We start from the raw sequence: 20,735 nt of genomic DNA, 5'->3' as shown, positions 1-20,735 counted from the left end.
ACTGTTGATTTATCTGCATACAAAGACAACACAGATAATCAAAACTTAAGTCTATCAGGCAATAATATTCAAATCTCTGGTGGTAACTCTCTGGACCTTTCTGATTTTAAAGACAACACAGACAATCAAAACCTTACATTCTCTGGAACTTCTTTAAGCATTGCTAATGGTAATTCTGTTGATTTAGCTGCTCTTAAAGATGGTACGGGTACTGACAATCAAAATTTAACAGCTAAGCTAAATGGGAATACTTTGCAAATAGAAATTGAAAATGGGAATTCAGTTTCTGTAGACTTATCTCCTATTTTAGCAGCACAAGAAGCAACAATTAAAAATTTAATTAATAGAATTGAAAAAATTGAAAAATGTGCTTGTAATGGTACCTTACCTTCTCTTGATGAGCAAAAAGCTAAACTTTTTCAAAATGTCCCAAATCCTTATACTAAAGAAACAAAAATTCCTTTTGTTATTCCTGATAATATTACAAATGCCTATATTAAAATACACAATTATAATGGTCAGTTTTTACAAAAAATAAGAATAACTCAACGAGGAAAAAAACATATTATTTTTGATAATGACTTCTTATCATCAGGTGTTTATATTTATTCTCTATATACAAACGGAATAAAAGTTGATTCTAAAAAAATGATTATTAAATAATAACATTTAACAATAAAAAAGCTCTTCATTAATGAAGAGCTTTTTTATTATTTATTAAAATTAAATTACACATTAAATCTGAAGTGCATTACATCTCCATCTTTAACAATATAATCTTTTCCTTCAATTCTCATTTTTCCAGCTTCTTTTACTTTCGCTTCACTACCGTAAGTTTCATAGTCATCAAAAGCAATAGTTTCAGCTCTAATAAAACCTTTTTCAAAATCGGTATGGATAACTCCAGCAGCTTGAGGCGCCGTAGATCCTACTGGAATAGTCCAAGCTCTTACTTCCTTAACACCAGCAGTGAAATATGTTTGTAAATCCAATAATTTATAAGCCGATCTAATTAAACGAGAAACTCCAGGTTCTTCTAAACCGATATCAGCTAAGAACATTTGACGCTCTTCATAATCTTCTAATTCAGTAATATCAGCCTCTGTTCCTACTGCTAAAACAATAACCTCAGCATTTTCATGAGCTACAGCTTCTTTTACTTTATTTACATAGTCGTTTCCAGACACAGCTGAATTTTCATCAACATTACATACATATAAAACAGGTTTCGATGTAATGAACTGTAATGGCTTTACAAATTCCTCTTCTTTTTCTGTAAACTCAATAGAACGAACAGATTTACCTTCTAATAAAGTAGCTTCCACTTTCAATAAAATCTCTAATTCAACTTGAGCTTCTTTATTTCCAGTTTTTGCAGTTCTTTTTACACGCTCTAAACGTTTTTGAACTGTTTCTAAATCTTTTAACTGTAATTCTATATCAATAGTTTCTTTATCTCTAACTGGATCTACAGAATTATCTACGTGTACAATATTATCATTATCAAAACAACGCAATACATGTAAAATTGCATCAGTTTCTCTAATATTTGCTAAAAACTGGTTTCCTAACCCTTCTCCTTTACTCGCTCCTTTTACCAATCCAGCAATATCCACAATCTCTACAGTAGCAGGTATTACTTTTTCAGGAACAACTAATTCTTCAAGTTTTTCTAACCTAGTATCAGGTACGTTTACGACTCCTAAGTTTGGTTCAATAGTACAAAAAGGAAAGTTTGCACTTTGTGCTTTTGCATTTGATAAACAATTAAACAATGTTGATTTTCCTACATTTGGTAGTCCTACAATTCCAGCTTTCATTCTATTCTTTTATTGAAAATTTTGCGATTGCAAATATACATATTTGGTTTCTATTTTTATCTAATTATCAATTCTGAATTCTCTTAATTTTAGGTTTAAATACATGATTATTACATTTTTTTTATTTTTTTATGTACTTTTAACTGCAAACTAACTTCTCTATAATGAAGAATTTATCTGATGAAATCTTATGGAAATCTTTAAAAGATGGAGATTTAAAAGCCTTTGAAGCACTCTTCAAAAGTTACTATAGTGTACTTTATTCATACGGTTTAAAAATTTCAAAAGATCCTATTTTAACAGAAGATTCTTTACAAGATTTCTTTATTTACATATATGAACATAGACAAAACCTAAGTGATTTAAACAGTATTGCACCTTATTTATTTACTTCTTACAGAAGACTAGTAATTAAAAAATTGCAAAAAAAACAAAAAAGACGTTTTGTTAGGGATATTGATGAGAAAATGGTTGATATTCAATTTACTGCTGAAGAGACATTAATTCACCAAGAATCTGAATCTTTTAGAGATAAAAACTTGGCAGTACTTTTAAACAAACTACCTAAACGACAACGAGAAGTTATTTTTTTAAAATTCCATTGTAATCTTAAAACTGCCGAAATAGCCGATACCATGGAAATTAACTATCAAAGCGTTGTAAACACATTACATAAAGCTTTAAAAAGCTTAAGAGACAGCATTAAAATTTCTCAATTATTTAATTCGTAAATTTGCCCTCTTGAAAAAGAGTATATAATTTATTAGAAACTCTTATTATAAATGCAAGGAAACTTGTTAAGTTAAGGATATGACAAAAAAAACATTCAATATTATAACAGACTTTATAGAAGACCCTTCTTTTATAAACTGGGTTAAAAAAGAAAAGCTTTCTGATGAAACTTTTTGGGAATATTGGCTGGAAAACAACCCTGATAAAAGAGAAATTGTTGAAGAAGCTAAAGATATTATCTTGGGAATTCAATTAAAAAAAACAACTGTTTCAGAAGAAAAAATTGATCTTGAGTGGAATAAATTTAAAACCGCTATAACAGAAAAACAAGAAAAAACTACAATTAAAAAAGAAACAATCTCTAAACCTAATTATTATAAATGGATAGCTATTGCTGCTAGTTTTATTTTAGTTTTAAGTGTTATTCTTCTTAAATTCTCTGGTTCTAGTACCATAACTCATGAAACTGGTTATGGAGAAATTTTAGATTTAAAATTAAAAGACGGAAGTTTAGTTACATTAAATGCAAACTCTTCTCTCTCTTACAAAAAGGATAATAGTAGAAGAATTTGGTTGAAAGGTGAAGCTTATTTTCAAGTAGATAAAAAACAAAGTACTAATGCTAAGTTTTGGGTAATTACGAACGATTTAGAAGTTGAAGTATACGGAACTGTTTTTAATGTTAATTCTAAAGAAGAAAAAACGCAAGTATACTTAGAAGAAGGAAATATATGGTTAGCCTTAAAGAATGGTGATTCTAAAAAAATGCTTCCTGGCAACTTTATATCTTACTCTTCTAAAGAAAATAAAATCTTAGTTGAACAGGAAAATATTTCGGCTGAAGAGCAGACATCTTGGAAAAATGGTACTTTAACGTTTAATAATTTATCATTAGAAAATGCTTTAAAAAAGGTTACTGAAACTTATGGTTATGAAGTTATCTTTAAAGACAATGAAAGTAAGCATAGTTTAATTACAGGAACTGTACCTACAACCAATATTGATATTTGTTTACAAGCCATTAAAAAGTCAGTAAATGTTGAAATAATTAAAGAAAACAGTAAATTAGTCGTTACTAAAAAATAATGATGTAACCTATTTAATGTCTTTCAACAAACATTTTTCTTTTTTTTTATTATTAATAGGCTTTTGCTCTACACAGGTTTTTGCTCAAAAAAAAGTTGCAGTTACTCAATTATTAGACTCTTTAAGTAAAAGGCATAATATCCATTTTACCTATAAATCAGATTTACTTAAAAATAAAACACTCGATTTAAATACTTTTGATAATTTATCTTTAAATAAATCTATTGAATTATTAAAACAAAAAACTTCTTTAACACTGGATTATTTAGGAAACAATTATTATGTTATCTATGCTAAAGATACTCCAAAATCAACTAATACATTAAAAGTACAGGATACCTCAACATCAAATCAAATAATTAGTGATTCTATTCAAAAAACTAACAATACTTTCTTTGTAAAAGGTATTATTCTAAATAAAAAACTACAACCTATTGAAGGAGCTAGTATTATTGAAAACAATACACAAAACGGGACCATCAGCCTTTCTGACGGAACATTTTCTCTATCTATAAAAAACGTAAATAATCTTATAAAGATTAGTCATGTAGGATACCTTAATCAAACTATTGAGTTTCAAAAAAAACAACTAAAAGTTATTCTTAAAGACGATTTATTTTTAGACGAAGTACATATAGTAGGATCAAGAAATAAGAACAGATCTAAAAAAGATGCACCTGTTGCTACAGATATTATTAATATTGACAAGACAATAGATAATAGTGGACTCACAGAGGTTAATGAACTCTTAGAGTTTGCTGTTCCATCTTTTAATGCTACTAAACAGTCAGGTGCCGATGGGGCTGATCATATTGTTCCAGCAACTTATAGAGGTTTAGGACCAGATCAAACCTTAGTATTAATAAACGGTAAAAGAAGACATCAAGCTTCTCTAATAAATTTATACGGAACAAGAGGAAGAGGAAACTCCGGTACTGATTTAAATGCCATTCCTAGTTCTGCTATTAAACGCATAGAAATTTTAAAAGATGGTGCTTCTGCCCAGTATGGTTCAGATGCCATTGCTGGAGTTATTAATGTTGTTCTAAAAGATACTGCTAATGTATTATCGGCCAACACAACTTTTGGTTTTCATAATGCCAATCCAAACATTCAAAATGTAGTCCCTATAAATACCATAGATGGTATTACCTATAAAGTAGATGCTAATTATGGTATCAAAATAAAAGAGAAAGGGTTTATCAATTTTAGTACAGAGTTTCTATCAAAAGGCCACACATTTAGAGCTCCTACAGAATTGAGACAAAAATATGGAGAAGCAGCCTCACAAAATGTTAGTTTGTTTTTTAATTCTGAAGTTCCTATAAAAGGAAATACTTCATTTTATGCTTTTGGTGGTTATAATTTTAGAAATACAGAAGCTTTTGCTTTTTCTCGAAATGCAGACAGTGAAAGAAATGTTTTAGCTATTTACCCAAATGGTTTTAATCCTTTAATTACTTCTGATATTTCAGACAAATCGATGTCTATAGGTATTAAAACAAGCTTTAAAAATTGGAATATTGATATTAATAATACCTATGGAAGTAATAACTTTCATTATACCATTAAAGAAACCTTAAATGCAACATTACAAGCAAATTCCCCTACTGAGTTTGATGCTGGCGGACATCAATTAATGCAAAATACTACCAGTATAGATTTCTCAAGATATTTTATGCAGTCATTAAAAGGAATAAATGTTGCTTTTGGTTTTGAGCATAGAATTGAAAATTATCAAATATTTGCAGGAGAAGAAAGCTCTTATAGTGCGTATGATATAAACGGAAACCTTGTAAATTCTCAAACCCCAAACTCAGACTTAGTAACTTATAACGGTTTTGTAAGACCGGGTGGGTCACAAGGTTTTCCTGGATATTCACCTATGAATGAAGTTAATGAAGATAGAACCAATTTTAGTTTTTATATTGATACTGAGTTTGACTTTACAAAAAAGTGGATGTTAGCTACAGCTATTCGGTATGAATACTATAATGATTTTGGTAGTACATTAAATACCAAACTTGCTACTCGAATAAAATTATCTCCAAACATAAATATACGAAGCTCATTTAGTACAGGTTTTAGAGCACCTTCTTTAGCTCAAATTTATTATAATTTGACATTTACAAACTACTTAGGAAATTTACCTGTTGAATCTTTATTAGTAGCTAACAATAATCCAATCACACAAAAACTAGGAATTGATAAACTAAAAGAAGAAAAAGCTATAAACACTAGTTTTGGTTTTGCAGCAAATTATGAAGACTTTAGTTTTTCTCTAGATTCTTATTATGTTTCTATTAAAGATAGAATTATTTTAAGTGGTATTTTCGATGCTACTAATCTAGGTGTAGGCAATGTAGATAACATACAATTTTTTGCCAATGGTGTTGATACAGAAACTATAGGTTTGGATTTAAAAGCTAGATGGTATAAAAAAATTGGAGATTCAAAATTATCCATAAACTTCAATGGAAATATTAATAAAATGTCTATTAGCCAAATTAAGCATAGAAATTTAGACAAAGAAACTTTTTTTGGGATTAGAGAACAACACTTCTTATTAGCCTCTGCTCCTAAAAGTAAATTCAACTTAGGTATAAATTATCAAAAAAATAAGTTTAGTTCTAATTTGAATATTACAAGATACAGTGGTTTAAAACTTATTGACTGGCAAATTCAAGAACCTATTTACAACTTTAATAATTCTATAGAAGAAAGAATTACAGCTGCTACTGATATTTATGAACCTAAATATACTGTTGACATTAATTTTAAATATCAATTGTTTAATTTTTTAAACTACCAACTAGGAATTAACAACCTATTTAACACCTATCCTACAGTTCAGGGAAACCATGTAGATAGTGGAGGTTTATGGGATGCAATTCAAATGGGAACAAACGGTACGTTCTTCTATACCAAACTAAGTTTTAAACTTTAAAATATTTTTTCATAAAAAAGGAGTATAAAAAAAAAAACTTCTCTTATTAATAGTATAACGTTTAACTAAAACAAGAATAAAATTCTTAAAAAAACAACGTTTTTTCTATTAATTAATCACATATTTATGAAAAAATTTAGATTACTGATTTTCACAATACTATTTACTAGTATCGCTTGGGCTCAAACAAAAATAACTGGGACTATAAAAGATACTAATAACAATCCATTACCTGGAGCAAACATCTTAGAAAAAGGAACTAGTAACGGGACCAGTTCTGATTTAGATGGAAATTTTAGCTTGACAGTTAAAGACGGAGCAATATTAATTATTAGCTTTTCTGGTTTTGAAACCAAAGAAATACCTACAGATAATAAAACTATTTTTAATATAACATTAAATGAAGGTCTAGAATTAGATGAAGTTGTTATCACTGGAAACAGAACTAAACCTAGAACCATTTTAGATTCTCCCGTGCCAATAGACAATATCGATGTAAAAGATTTACAACAAAGTGGAAAACCAACTTTAGATAGAATGTTAACATTTAAAGTTCCTTCATTCAACTCACAAAACCAAGCTATTTCTGATGCAACTGCTCATTATGACCCAGCTGATTTACGTGGACTCGGTCCTAGTAGAACGTTAGTTTTAGTAAATGGAAAGCGTAAAAATCAAAGTGCACAAGTATACTTAAATCGTACACCTGGAAAAGGAGAAGTTGGTGTTGATTTAAAAAGTATACCTACTGCAGCTATAGAAAGAGTTGAAGTTCTAAGAGATGGTGCTTCTGCTATCTATGGTTCAGATGCCATTGCAGGTGTAATGAATATTATTTTAAAAAAAAATGTTGAGTATTCAACTTTTAACACAAAAGCAGGAATAACATCTGAAAAAGATGGTTTCAATTTTTCATCAGACTTTAACACTGCTTTTAATTTTGGTGAAGGAGGTTTTATAAACCTTACTTTAGGGTATTACAAGCAAGAAATAACCAATAGAGCAGGTATTGCTGCCGATGTAGGTACTACACCAAGGGATATAGCTTGGTTAGCAGCTAACCCAACAGCAGGAATGACAGTTGGTCAACCTGAAATGGAAAAAAAGGATTTATTTATAAATGCAGAACATCCATTAGGAGAAAAATCTACTTTATATACTTTTCATGGTTTTACTACTAGAGATGGTAAAAGTTTTGCATACTATAGAGCTCCTTATTGGAGAAATGATGTAGCTAATGCTAATTTCTTAACAGGTAATCCAAATGATTTTGTGGGTTATCAACCTACTTTTGAAACTGTAATTAACGATTATATCAACGCAATTGGTGTAAAGTTTCCAATAGTTGAAGGTTGGAATGCAGATGCTAGTGTTACTTATGGAGCTAATGATGTAGATGTTACAGTTAATAATTCAGTAAACAGACAATATTTAGCTGATCACGGAACTTCTCCTAGAAGTTTTAATACAGGAGGTTATAGGTTTACAAATGTTGTAGGAAATTTTGACGTAAATGGATTAATTTCTGAACAAATAAGCTTGGCTGCTGGTATCGAATACAAAGAAGAAAGTTTTAGAGCTTTTGAAGGTGACCCTTTATCTTATTATTTATCTAGTGACCCGGCTGTTATTGCTTCTGGAATTGCAGGGAATTCAGATTCTTTTGCAGGAATTAAACCAGAAGAAGCAGGAAAATGGTCTCGAAATAATTTTGCTGCATATACACAATTAGATTATGATATTACTGAAAAATTACTTTTTGGTATAGCTGGTAGATATGAAAACTTCTCTGATGCAGGTGATAATTTTTCTTGGAAAATTAATGGGCGTTATAAATTAGGTGATAAAGGAGCTGTAAGAGCTTCTTATAGTACTGGATTTAGAGCTCCAACCTTACATCAAACACATATTACGTTAAGTCAATATATAATTATAGCTGGTTCATCTGAACCTTTATTACAAGGAACATTAGCTAACAATAGCCCTGCTGTTCAAGCCTTAGGTATTCCTAAACTAACTCATGAAATTTCAAAAAACTTATCGGCAGGTTTAACTTATAAATTTGATAGAAATTTCTCTGCTTCCATTGATTTTTATCAAATAAAAGTTAATGACAGAATTTTATTTTCATCACAAATTGGTTCAGATGGAGATAATAGCACAACAAATCCTGTAGAACAAATTTTACAAGATAATAATGTTACGGCTGTTCAAGTATTTATTAATGCAGGAGACACTAAGACCACGGGAGCAGACTTTGTCTTAAATTATAGAAATATTAATCTAACTGAAAATGGAAAACTTCATGCAAGTTTAGCTGCTAACTTTAATGAAACAACTATCGATGCAGTAAATACGCCTACTATAATTCAACAAGCAGGGTATAATATTTTCGATAGACAAGAAAGAGGTTTAATTACAAATTCTAGACCTAAATCTAAATTCATTTTAGGTTTAAATTATGTAACCGATAAGTGGGATATTGCTTTGAATAATACTCGTTTTGGAGAAGTTACAGTTACTGCTCCAGAATCTGGAGGTACAGATCAAGATTTATCTGCAAAAATCTCAACAGATATTGGTTTTGGTTATAAACTAACAGATAAAATTACTTTTAATGCTAATGTTAATAATATTTTTGATGTATATCCTGACGTTACCTTAGCATCTACAAATACAGCTCAAGCTGGTTCTAGATTTAAATATTCGTCAGAAGTACAACAGTTAGGTCAATTAGGAACTAACTTCAGTATTGGATTAAATGTTCAGTTTTAATTAAATTTAAGCTAATTAATTTCGTTGAAAACACCTTGATAAAATTATCAAGGTGTTTTTTTTATTTTTTTTAGAGTATACTTTTTTTATTTCTGACTTATAGTAGTATAAATCAAACTTTAAATTATGAAAAAAACTATTCTTTTACTTTTCACTTTTTTCTCATTTAATATCATTTTTGCCCAGCAAAATATATCTGGGACTATTAAAGATACTAACAACAATCCATTGCCTGGAGCAAACATCATAGAAAAAGGAACTTCCAATGGAACTAGTTCAGATTTAGATGGGAATTTTAGTTTAACAGTTAAAGACGGAGCAACATTAATTATTAGTTTTTCTGGTTTTGAAACCAAAGAAGTCCCTGTAAATGGAAAAATTAGTTTTAATATTACTTTAAATGAAGGATTACAATTGGACGAAGTAATTATAGTAGGGTCAAGAAATGCGAAAAGGACTGCTGTTGATACTCCTGTACCTGTAGATATTATTGACGTACAAGATTTAGCAACTAAAAATGGTAAAGTTGAAGTAAATGATATCTTACAATTTGCAGCTCCCTCATTTAACGCTACTAAACAATCTGGTTCAGATGGAGCAGATCATATAGTTCCAGCTTCATTACGCGGTTTAGGACCAGATCAAACATTAGTTCTTATTAACGGTAAAAGACGTCATCAATCGTCATTAGTAAATATTTTCGGTACAAGAGGACGTGGAAATTCTGGAACAGATTTAAACGCCATTCCTGCGGCAGCTATAAAACGAATTGAAGTATTACGTGACGGTGCTTCTGCTCAGTACGGTTCAGATGCTATTGCAGGAGTTATCAATATTGTTTTAAAGGATAATACAGACGGAGTAACTGGTAGTTTTGGTTATGGAGTTTATAGTACTAACATTGGTAGTGGTTGGGAAGCTGCAACCGGAGAAACTTTATACAATGTAAACGGTAAAAACAGGTTAGACGGAAAAGATAAAAGTTTTGACGGAGGTACCTTTAAATTTGACTTAAACTATGGAGCTAAATTAAATGACAGAGGTGGTTTTGTTAATTTCACCACAGAACTGTTGTCGAAAGATAGAACCTTAAGACCAGGATTTTCTTGGAGAAAAGGATATGGTAGCGCTGCTATTGACGGTTTTAACTTCATGGTAAATTCTAGCTTACCTATTAACGACAATACAGAAGTTTATGCTTTTGGAGGAAGAAACTTTAGAGATACTGATGCTTATGCTTTTTCTAGAAGTAGTTTTGCTGATGGTGATAATAGATCTGTCCCTAGTTTATACCCTAACGGATTTACTCCTAGAATTACTTCTAATATTACAGATGTTTCTATTTCTGCTGGTATTAAGCACAAATTAAATAATGGATGGGAAGTAGATTTTAATAATACTTATGGAGAAAATAAGTTCCATTACTTTATAAAAGACTCAAACAATGCTTCTTTAAAAGATGCCTCCCCTACAGATTTTGATGCTGGAGGACATAGCTTATCACAAAATACCACAGGTATTAACTTTACTAAATACTTAGAAAATACTTTAAGCGGTATCAATCTAGCCTTTGGTATAGAATATAGAACTGAAAACTTTATTATATTTTCAGGAGAAGAAGCTTCATATGGACTTTATGACAATAATGGAGTTTTAATAACAAATCCTGCTACTCAAACCGTTGCTACCGATAGTAATGGAAACAATTTACCTGGTGGTTCTCAAGGATTCCCAGGATATAGTCCAGATAATGAAATTGACAGGTCTAGAAGTAATGTAGGTATATACTTCGACTCAGAATTTAATTTTTCAGAAAAGTTTTTAGTAGGAGCGGCTCTTCGATATGAAGATTATAGTGATTTTGGAAGTACTTTCAATTTTAAACTCGCTTCTAGATTTAAAGCTAGTGAAAACTTAACTTTCCGAGGATCTATTTCTTCTGGATTTAGAGCACCTTCATTGGCTCAATTATATTACAACTTAAAATTTACAAACATTGTTAATGGACAATCTTTACCATCTTTATTATCTGCTAATAATAGTACAGTTACAAGAGCATTTGGTATTCAACAATTAAAAGAAGAAAAAGCTTTTAATACAAGTTTAGGTTTCACCTATAAAATTGGTGGATTTACTGCTACTATTGATGCTTACTCTATTACTGTAGACGATCGAATCATTTTAACTGATAATTTTAATGCTTCAAGTTTGAACTTAGGTGTTGATGCTGCTCAATTCTTTGCAAATGGTGTTGATACAAAAACACAAGGATTAGATATTGTATTAAACTATAAAAAGAGTTTTAATGATCATAAAATTAACATTGGTTTAGTAGGAAACTTTAACGATACAAAAATCAAAAGCATAAATACTCCTACAACTTTACAAACAACCTTAGGATTAAGCGCAGAAGAAGCTGAACTAACTTTCTTTAGCCCTTTCTCTCAAGCTTATTTAAGAGCATCAGCACCTGATCATAAATTTAATTTAAATTTAGGGTACTCCTATAAAAAATTCGATACTAATTTAACTTTTACAAAATTTAGCGAAGTTCAATTATATGATTTCCAATGGGTAGATACTCCCCCAAAATCACAAGCAGACGTTGCTGCTTTATTAGATCCTGCAAAAGGTTCAGTAGATACTTATGAATCAGCTATTACAACCGATTTAAGTTTTAGTTATGCTTTTACAGATAAGTTAAAATTTACCATTGGAGGTAATAATATTTTCAATGTATACCCTACTCCACAATTTGACGGATGGACTGACCAAGGAGGTTTAGCAGACTCTGTGCAAATGGGCTCAGATGGAGCTTACTTTTTTGCGAGATTAGGTTTTAAATTATAATCCCCACTTTTCATTTACTTGTGTTATTATATGTAATGAAAAACACCCAAACTAGCTAGTTTGGGTGTTTTCTATTATTAGATCGATAATAAATTATCTATTCATTATGCATGAAACTTTGTTTTGCTAATAATTCTTCTTCAGTTTCAACGTTATCATCATCAGGTACACAACAGTCTACAGGGCAAACTGCAGCACACTGAGGCTCTTCATGAAATCCTTTACATTCAGTACACTTATCAACTACGATATAATAAATTTCATCAGATATAGGTTCTTGTTCTTCATCTGCATTAGCATTTTTACCATTAGGTAAAACTATATCTCCTTCCAAATCAGTACCGTCTGCATATTTCCAATCTTCAGCTCCTTCATAAATAGCTGTATTTGGACATTCTGGTTCACATGCACCACAATTTATGCATTCATCAGTTATTATAATTGCCATAATTAATCTGTTTCAGTTTTTGTAACTTTGCAAGCGCAAAAATAGTTCCAAATTAATTTAGAAACAAAATAAATGGATACAATCCAAAATAGAATCGCTGCTTTTGTAAAACTAGGAGAATTTTTAGATCAATTCACTCAAAAGAATGTAGCACAAAAAGATACAGTTGAATTTAACGACATTTTTTTTGATGGTTTTAAACATCAATTAAAAATTGCTGGCGAGAATAATACTTGGTTTACAAAAGAACATTTAATGTTTGCAACCGAAAATTGGTCTAAAGCATTAACTGAAACTTCTATACAAAAGTGGATTTCTGATGAAAATTTAGGGCATAATGAAACTAAACAAGTTGCTATTATTATGGCTGGAAATATTCCTTTAGTTGGGTTTCATGATTTCTTATCTGTTTTAATTGCTGGACATTCTGTTTTAGTAAAACAATCTTCCAACGATAAGCACTTATTACCTTTCTTGGCTAAATATTTAGAATTTGTTGAACCAGAATTTAAAGGTAAAATTACTTTTACCGAACAAAAATTAACCGATTTTGATGCTGTTATTGCAACAGGAAGTAATAACACTGCTCGTTATTTTGAATACTATTTTAAAGACAAGCCTAGTATTATTAGAAAAAACAGAAACTCGGTTGCTATTTTAACAGGAAATGAAACCAAGGAAGATTTTGAAAAATTAAGTGAAGATGTTTTCCGTTATTTTGGACTAGGATGTCGTTCTGTTTCTAAATTATTTGTTCCTAAAAACTATGATTTCGATTCATTTTTCAAAGGAATGTATAATAAACATGAAATTATCAACAATGCTAAATATGCTAATAACTACGATTATAATAAGGCAGTATATTTAATGAGTGAATTTGATATTTTAGAAAATGGCTTCCTTATGATTAAAGAAGATCAAAGCTATGCCTCTCCTATTGCTTCAGTTTTTTATGAATATTATGAAAACACAGACGATTTAAAAATCAAACTTTGGGAAGATAAGGATCAAATTCAGTGTATAGTTGCTAATAATTTTATTGATAATGAAATCCCTTTTGGTCAAACACAACACCCTCAATTATGGGATTATGCAGATGGAGTAAACACTCTTGAATTTTTATCTAAAATTTAGAGATTAAACTCAATAAATTTGCACCTTTGCTATAACAAAACACAACTAAAAATGAAAAAGCATAACTTTAGCGCAGGACCTTGTATTTTACCTGAAGAAGTTTTAAAAAAAGCTTCTGAAGCGGTTATAAATTTTAATAACGATAATTTATCATTAATTGAAATATCACACAGAAGTAAACCTTTTGTTGATGTTATTGAAAATGCAAGAAGTTTAGTTTTAGAATTATTAGGTCTTGAAAATAAAGGGTACAAAGCTTTATTCTTGCAAGGAGGTGCCAGCAACCAGTTTTTAATGACAGCATATAATTTACTAAATAAAAAAGCTGCTTATTTAAACACAGGAACTTGGAGCTCTAAGGCAATTAAAGAAGCAAAGTTATTTGGAGAACTAGTTGAAGTAGCCTCTTCAAAGGATAAAAACTTTAATTATATTCCTAAAGATTATACTATTCCTACAGATGTAGATTATTTTCACTGTACTAGTAACAATACTATTTACGGAACACAAATGAAAAGTTTCCCTGAAACTAATGTTCCTTTGGTTTGCGATATGAGTTCAGATATTTTTTCACGTCAATTAGATTTTTCAAAATTTGATTTAATCTACGCTGGAGCACAAAAAAACATGGGACCAGCGGGTACTACACTAGTTGTTGTAAAGGAAGAGATATTAGGAAAAGTAGAAAGAATTATTCCTTCAATGTTAAACTACCAAGTTTTTATTGATAAAGAAAGTATGTTTAATACACCACCAGTATTTGCAGTATATACTTCTATGCTAACATTAGAGTGGTTAAAAGATTTAGGAGGAATAAAATTTATTGAAAAAGTAAATCAGCAAAAATCAGCACTTTTATATAATGAGATTGATCGTAATCCTTTATTTAATGGTAATGTAGCAAAAGAAGACAGAAGTAACATGAACGCTACTTTTACTTTGGCTGATGAAAAATTAACAGAAAAGTTCAACACTATGTGGCATGAAGCTAATATAAATGGTTTAAATGGTCATAGAAGTGTTGGTGGATATAGAGCAAGCATGTACAATGCATTACCCTTATATAGTGTACAAGCTTTGGTAGATGTGATGCAAGAACTAGAAAGAACAGCATAAAAAGTTATTCGAAAAAATGAGGCTTTCCTATTTTCTCGTAATAACAATATAGATTTAAGATGAAGATATTAGCAAATGACGGAATTTCTAAAAACGGAATAGAAATTTTAGAAAGTAAAGGATTTGAAGTAATCAGCACAAAGGTTGCTCAAAATCAGTTAGAAAACTATATAAACGACAATAATATTGATGCTATTATTGTTAAGAATAATACACAAGTTCGCCAAGAACTAATTGAAGCATGTCCAAGTATTAAATTAATCGGTTGTGCTGGTATCACTATGGATAATATTGATGCTGATTATGCGGTAGATAATGGTGTTCATATTATAAACACTCCCTCTGCAATTTCAAACGCAATTGGAGAATTAGTTTTTGCACATCTTTTCGGAATTACTCGTTTTTTACACCAATCAAATAGAGACATGCCTTTAGAAGGCGATTCTCGTTTTAACACCTTAAAAAAACAGTATGCAAAAGGTACAGAGTTAAGAGGTAAAACAATTGGTATTATTGGTTTCGATAGCATTGGACAAGCCGTAGCTAAAATAGCTTTGGGAGTTGGTATGAACGTAATAGCAACAGATTCAAATGTAGAAAGAGCAACAATTAACATTCCTTTCTTCAATGGACAATCAGCAAATATTGAAATAGAAACTACTTCTTTTGATGAAGTCATAAAAGAAGCCGACTTTATTACGTTACATCTTTCTAACCAAGAAGATTATATTCTTGAAGAAACTCAGTTTAACAATATGAAAGATGGTGTAGGAATTATTAACACTTCACAAGGAAACCTTATTAATGAAGTTGCTTTAGTAAACGCTATTGAAAGTGGTAAAGTAAAATATGCCGGTTTAGATGTATTTGATAACGAACCTACTCCTGCAATTCAATTATTAATGAATCCTGAAATTTCATTAACTCCACATATAGGTTCTTTAACTATAGAAGTTGAAGAAAGAACAGGAGTTGAATTAGCAAACCAAATTATTAAATTACTTTCTGAATAATTTATGGCAATTGTAAAACCTTTTAAAGCAGTAAGAGCTACTCGTGATAAAGTAGCTATGGTTTCATCTAAATCATATGAAATTTATACCTCAGAAATGTTGAATGCTAAATTAGCGTTTAACCCTTATTCTTTTTTACATGTAATTAATCCTGGATATAAATATCATAAAGAAGATATTAGTGGAGAACAACGCTTTAAATTGGTACACAATCGTTATTTAGAATTTAAAGAAGATAAAATTTTCACTCAAGACGAAGCTCCTGCTTTTTATATCTATCAAAAAACAACTCCTACAAATTCTTTTTGTGGAATTATAGCTGCAACCTCTGTTGAAGATTATCATAATGATGTTATAAAAAAACACGAAGGAACTCTTAGAGAACGAGAATTACTTTTTGAAAACTATTTAAAGAATACAGGATTCAACTCAGAACCTGTACTCCTTACCTATCCTGATAATGATGTTATTGAATCTATCATCAAAAAATATCAGACTGAAAGAGCTGAATATGAATTTTCTACTACCGACAAAGACCATCATTTATTATGGGTTGTAAATGAAAAAAATGACATTGAGCAAATAACAAAAGCATTTGACAATGTAGATACTTTATATATAGCAGATGGTCATCATAGATCTACTTCTTCTTGTTTACTTGCTAAAAATTTAGCCAAAGACAATCCAAATCATACCGGTAAAGAAAAATACAACTCATTCATGAGTTACTTACTACCAGAAAGCCAATTAAGTATTTATGAGTTTAATCGTTTTATAAAAGACTTAAATGGTTTAACTCCTGATGAATTTTTAATTGAATTAGATACTTTTTTCAGAATTGAAAATAGAGGTCAAGAATTGTACAGACCTAAAGAGAAACATCACTTTAGCATGTATTTAAATGGAGAGTTTTATGCACTGTACCTTAGAAAATCTGCTTATGAATTTACCGATTCTTTAAGTCGACTAGATGCACAAATTCTTTATACAACAGTCCTAAAACCAATTTTAGGTATTAATGATATTAGAAACGCATCAAAAATTATCTATTCACAAGATAAATCAGACAGTTTAGAATTAAAAACAAAAGTTGATAGTGGCGATTTTAAAATTTCTTTTGGAATGTTACCAACCACTATTGAAGAATTAAAAAGTATTGTAGATTCAGGAAAATTAATGCCTCCAAAAACTACCTACATTGAACCAAAATTAAGAAGTGCCTTAACTATTTATGAATTCTGATATGATTAATGGAATTAAAGAAAATCTTCAAAAAATAAAAAATAGCATACCAGAAAACGTAACCTTAGTTGCTGTTTCAAAAACCAAGCCTATTGAAGACATACAAGAAGCTTATGAGGCTGGCCAACGTGTATTTGGTGAAAACAAAATACAAGAAATGGTTAATAAGTATGATAACTTACCTAAAGATATTAAATGGCACATGATAGGTCATTTACAGCGAAATAAGGTAAAATATATGGCTCATTTTGTTGATTTAATTCATGGTGTAGATAGCTTTAAAACTTTGAAAGAGATTAATAAACAAGCTAAAAAACACGATAGAGTTATCAATTGTCTTTTACAAGCTCGTATAGCTAAAGAGGATACTAAATTTGGATTATTATTTTCTGATATTGAAGAAATATTATCTTCAGAAGAATTATCTGAACTAGAACATATAAATATTGTTGGTTTAATGGGGATGGCTACATTTACAGATAATCAGCAACAACTTCAAGAAGAATTTTCGTCATTAGCTAATTTCTTCAAGAAAAATCAGGAAAAATACTCTAATCTAAACACGCTTTCAATGGGAATGAGTGGTGACTATCAATTAGCTATAGAAAATGGAAGCAATATGGTTAGAATTGGTAGTTCTATTTTTGGAGTTAGAAATTATATTGTTTAAATTTACATTAACTAGCTAAAAGAGAAAAAGAATTGTACGCAATTTTAGACATTGAAACGACAGGAGGTAAATTTAACGAAGAAGGCATTACTGAAATTGCTATTCACAAATTTGATGGACATCAAATTGTAGATCAATTTATAAGTTTAGTAAATCCTGAAAGAGAAATTCAAGAGTTTGTTGTTAAACTAACTGGTATTAACAACAAAATGCTTCGTAATGCTCCTAAATTTTATGAAGTAGCAAAACGAATTATTGAAATTACTGAAGACTGCATCATTATTGCACACAATGCCAGCTTTGATTATAGAATTTTACGTACAGAATTTGATCGATTAGGGTTTAATTACCAACGTAATACCTTGTGTACTGTTTCTCTTAGCAAAAAATTAATTTCAGAAGCTCCATCTCATAGCTTAGGTAAGCTTTGTAGGTTTGTAGGTATACCAATGTCTGATAGACATAGAGCTAATGGTGATGCTTTAGCTACTGTACAACTTTTCAAGTTATTACTAGAAAAAGATATTGATAAAGAAATTATTCAGCAATCCATAAAATATACTGATAACCGACACGAAAAGCAACGCTTCTTAAAAATACTAGACAAACTTCCAGAAAAGCAAGGAGTATTTTACGCTCATAATGAAGAAGGCAAAATCATATACATTGGTCGAGGAAAAAACATAAAACAGGAAGTAAACAAACTATTTTTAAAGGAAACACCTAAAGCTCAAAAAGTACAAAAGAGAGTTGTAGAAATAAGTTATGAAGAAACTGGAAACATTCTTCTTACTCGTTTAAAATACCATACAGAGCTTCTTAAATTAAAACCTAAATTTAATATTATTCGTAGAAGAAAAGTTAATGATAGAAACTTCAATCACGATAACTTTTTAATTGTTGATAAAGGAAGAATACCTGAAGAACATGGTGTTATTTTAGTAGAAAACAATCAAGTAGTTGGGTATACTTTTACCAATTTAGCTTTTCAAGAAAATCAATTAACAGTTTTAAAATCTATGGTTACTCCAATTGAGGACAAACAATTAGCTAAAACCATAATTAAAAACTACTTACTTAAAAACAAAGTACCTAAAATAGTAAGACTACAAGTAGAAAATAATTTGTAATATTGTCTTAAATCAACTTTTTTCATTTGAAAACCGAATCAAAAAATTGGAAAGAAAAACTTCATGAAATAATTTATGAAGCGGATACTCCTGCTGGGAAATTATTTGACATCGTATTATTAATTGCAATTATAGCTAGTATTGTATTAGTTATGCTAGAAAGCGTTAATAGTATTAATGAGAAATATGGAGAAATTTTAAACCTTTCTGAATGGTTAATTACAATTCTTTTTTCTGTTGAATATATAGTTCGTATCGTTTCTATAAATAAACCTCAGAAGTATATTTTTAGTTTTTATGGTATTATTGATTTACTTTCAACATTACCAAAATACTTAGCTATTTTCTTTACTGGCACACATAGTTTAGTTGCTTTGAGAGCATTACGATTACTACGTGTTTTTAGAATCTTAAAGCTTGCTCGTTTCATAGGAGAATCTAATAACTTTATGAAAGCACTTAAAGCAAGTAGAGCTAAAATAGCAGTATTCTTATTTTTCGTTTTAATTTTATGTGTCATTTTAGGCACTGTAATGTATTTAATTGAAGGAGGAGATAATGGTTTTACAAGCATTCCTCGAAGTGTATATTGGGCCATTGTAACACTTACAACTGTTGGCTATGGAGATATTGCTCCTCACACACCTTTTGGCCAATTTATAGCTAGTATTATTATGATTCTTGGTTATGGTATTATTGCTGTTCCTACTGGGATAGTAAGTTCTGAAATGGTTAAAGTGAACGATATAAACTTAAACACACAATCTTGTCCTAGTTGCTCTTATGAAGGGCATGACGATGATGCCTCTTATTGCAATCATTGCGGAAGTAAATTACATGACTAAATGAAGAACACTTTAATTACCATTGTTGGTGCAACAGCTATTGGAAAAACTGCATTAAGTATAAAACTAGCGCAACATTTTGGTTGTGATATCATTTCATGTGATTCTCGTCAATTTTATAAAGAAATGAGTATTGGAACCGCAGTTCCTGATGCTGATGAATTAGCTTCAGCTACACATCACTTTATTCAAAACAGAAGTATTTTTGAGGATTATTCTGTTGGGCAATTTGAAAAAGATACTCTAGCTAAACTTGATGAGTTATTTCAAAAAAATCCTATTCAAATTATGGTAGGTGGAAGTGGCTTGTATGTTGATGCCGCTTTAAAAGGTTTAGATTATTTTCCTGATGTAGACCCAAATATTAGAGTTAATCTTACTAAAGAATTAGAAGAAAAAGGAATTGAATCTTTACAAAATCAATTAAAAGGTTTGGATACAGAAACCTATAATTCTATTGCCTTAGATAATCCTCATAGACTTATTAGAGCCTTAGAAATTTGTATTGGTACAAATAATACATATTCATCTTTTAAAAATAAACCTAAAACACCACGTAATTTTCAATCAATCAAAATAGGATTAACTGCTGATAGAGAAATCATGTATAACCGTATTAATCAAAGAGTTGACATTATGATTAACAACGGTTTAATGGAAGAAGCAAAAGAATTGTATCCTCATAAAAAGTTAAACGCATTACAAACCGTTGGATATAGAGAACTTTTCGAATATTTTGATGGAAATTTCACTAAAGAATTTGCCATAGAAGAAATTAAGAAAAACACACGTCGTTTTGCGAAAAGACAAGGTACTTGGTTTAGAAAAGATAAAAATATTATTTGGTTCGACTTTCAAGATGACACACAGCATATTATACAAGAAATTGAAAATAAAATTTAACTACATTTAAGTTTTTCAATTTAT

At 29.9% G+C, this 20,735-nt stretch carries 16 protein-coding genes; 14 read left to right on the top strand and 2 right to left on the bottom strand.

Translation table 11 applies throughout. The annotated features are described in order from the left end of the window. The coding region (locus Q0958_RS12610) for a T9SS type A sorting domain-containing protein (RefSeq protein WP_299123615.1) at positions 1–663 on the top strand (663 nt) is incomplete at its 5' end. 65 nt (positions 664–728) lie between these two features. Here Q0958_RS12610 and ychF read toward each other — a convergent pair. Beyond that, positions 729–1,820, bottom strand: a complete 1,092-nt coding sequence (ychF, locus tag Q0958_RS12605) for a redox-regulated ATPase YchF (protein WP_299123611.1) — start codon at positions 1,818–1,820, stop codon at positions 729–731. A 164-nt stretch (positions 1,821–1,984) separates the two neighbouring features. Here ychF and Q0958_RS12600 point away from each other — a divergent pair, with 164 nt between their 5' ends. The 5 genes from Q0958_RS12600 (at position 1,985) to Q0958_RS12580 (ending at position 12,210) form a co-directional block, all read left to right on the top strand. After that, positions 1,985–2,551, top strand: coding sequence for a sigma-70 family RNA polymerase sigma factor (locus tag Q0958_RS12600; protein WP_299123609.1), 567 nt, complete (start codon positions 1,985–1,987; stop codon positions 2,549–2,551). Between the two features lie 79 nt (positions 2,552–2,630). Then, positions 2,631–3,638: a FecR family protein gene (locus tag Q0958_RS12595; protein ID WP_299123607.1), complete on the top strand. Its 1,008-nt coding sequence runs from the start codon at positions 2,631–2,633 to the stop codon at positions 3,636–3,638. A 16-nt stretch (positions 3,639–3,654) separates the two neighbouring features. Further along, on the top strand, positions 3,655–6,585 hold the full coding sequence (locus Q0958_RS12590) for a TonB-dependent receptor (protein ID WP_299123605.1): 2,931 nt from the start codon (positions 3,655–3,657) through the stop codon (positions 6,583–6,585). A 126-nt stretch (positions 6,586–6,711) separates the two neighbouring features. Continuing rightward, the gene (locus Q0958_RS12585) at positions 6,712–9,360 is read left to right on the top strand and encodes a TonB-dependent receptor (protein ID WP_299123603.1); all 2,649 of its coding nucleotides are present in this window, start codon (positions 6,712–6,714) and stop codon (positions 9,358–9,360) included. Between the two features lie 126 nt (positions 9,361–9,486). Further along, entirely contained in the window at positions 9,487–12,210 is a 2,724-nt protein-coding gene (locus Q0958_RS12580; protein WP_299123601.1) for a TonB-dependent receptor, read from the top strand. A 97-nt stretch (positions 12,211–12,307) separates the two neighbouring features. On the opposite strand, the gene Q0958_RS12575 is transcribed toward Q0958_RS12580, so the two are convergent. Further along, the gene (locus tag Q0958_RS12575; RefSeq protein WP_299123598.1) at positions 12,308–12,658 is read right to left on the bottom strand and encodes a 4Fe-4S dicluster domain-containing protein; all 351 of its coding nucleotides are present in this window, start codon (positions 12,656–12,658) and stop codon (positions 12,308–12,310) included. 72 nt (positions 12,659–12,730) lie between these two features. Between Q0958_RS12575 and Q0958_RS12570 the strand changes: the two genes are divergently transcribed. Genes Q0958_RS12570 through miaA form a run of 8 tightly spaced genes read left to right on the top strand, consistent with a single transcriptional unit; the run spans position 12,731 to position 20,711 of the window. Then, entirely contained in the window at positions 12,731–13,792 is a 1,062-nt protein-coding gene (locus Q0958_RS12570) for an acyl-CoA reductase (RefSeq protein WP_299123596.1), read from the top strand. A 51-nt stretch (positions 13,793–13,843) separates the two neighbouring features. Continuing rightward, positions 13,844–14,908, top strand: a complete 1,065-nt coding sequence (serC, locus tag Q0958_RS12565) for a 3-phosphoserine/phosphohydroxythreonine transaminase (RefSeq protein ID WP_299123594.1) — start codon at positions 13,844–13,846, stop codon at positions 14,906–14,908. A 59-nt stretch (positions 14,909–14,967) separates the two neighbouring features. Beyond that, complete coding sequence (locus Q0958_RS12560) at positions 14,968–15,921, top strand: D-2-hydroxyacid dehydrogenase (protein ID WP_299123592.1); 954 nt, start codon at positions 14,968–14,970, stop codon at positions 15,919–15,921. A 3-nt stretch (positions 15,922–15,924) separates the two neighbouring features. Continuing rightward, positions 15,925–17,163, top strand: a complete 1,239-nt coding sequence (locus Q0958_RS12555) for a DUF1015 domain-containing protein (RefSeq protein WP_299123590.1) — start codon at positions 15,925–15,927, stop codon at positions 17,161–17,163. Then, complete coding sequence (locus tag Q0958_RS12550; protein WP_299123588.1) at positions 17,153–17,833, top strand: YggS family pyridoxal phosphate-dependent enzyme; 681 nt, start codon at positions 17,153–17,155, stop codon at positions 17,831–17,833. Before Q0958_RS12555 ends, Q0958_RS12550 begins: the two co-directional genes overlap by 11 nt. Positions 17,834–17,865: 32 nt before the next feature. Further along, a complete protein-coding gene (locus Q0958_RS12545; RefSeq protein ID WP_299123586.1) occupies positions 17,866–18,963 on the top strand; it encodes an exonuclease domain-containing protein in 1,098 nt (365 codons plus the stop codon). A gap of 26 nt (positions 18,964–18,989) precedes the next feature. Continuing rightward, positions 18,990–19,808: an ion transporter gene (locus tag Q0958_RS12540; protein ID WP_299123583.1), complete on the top strand. Its 819-nt coding sequence runs from the start codon at positions 18,990–18,992 to the stop codon at positions 19,806–19,808. Further along, positions 19,809–20,711: a tRNA (adenosine(37)-N6)-dimethylallyltransferase MiaA gene (gene miaA / locus Q0958_RS12535; RefSeq protein WP_299123581.1), complete on the top strand. Its 903-nt coding sequence runs from the start codon at positions 19,809–19,811 to the stop codon at positions 20,709–20,711. It begins immediately after the preceding gene. Positions 20,712–20,735 lie beyond the last annotated feature (24 nt).

This window comes from uncultured Tenacibaculum sp. (assembly GCF_947499065.1).
GTDB lineage: Bacteria > Bacteroidota > Bacteroidia > Flavobacteriales > Flavobacteriaceae > Polaribacter.
This window is presented reverse-complemented; position numbering and strand designations above follow the sequence as displayed.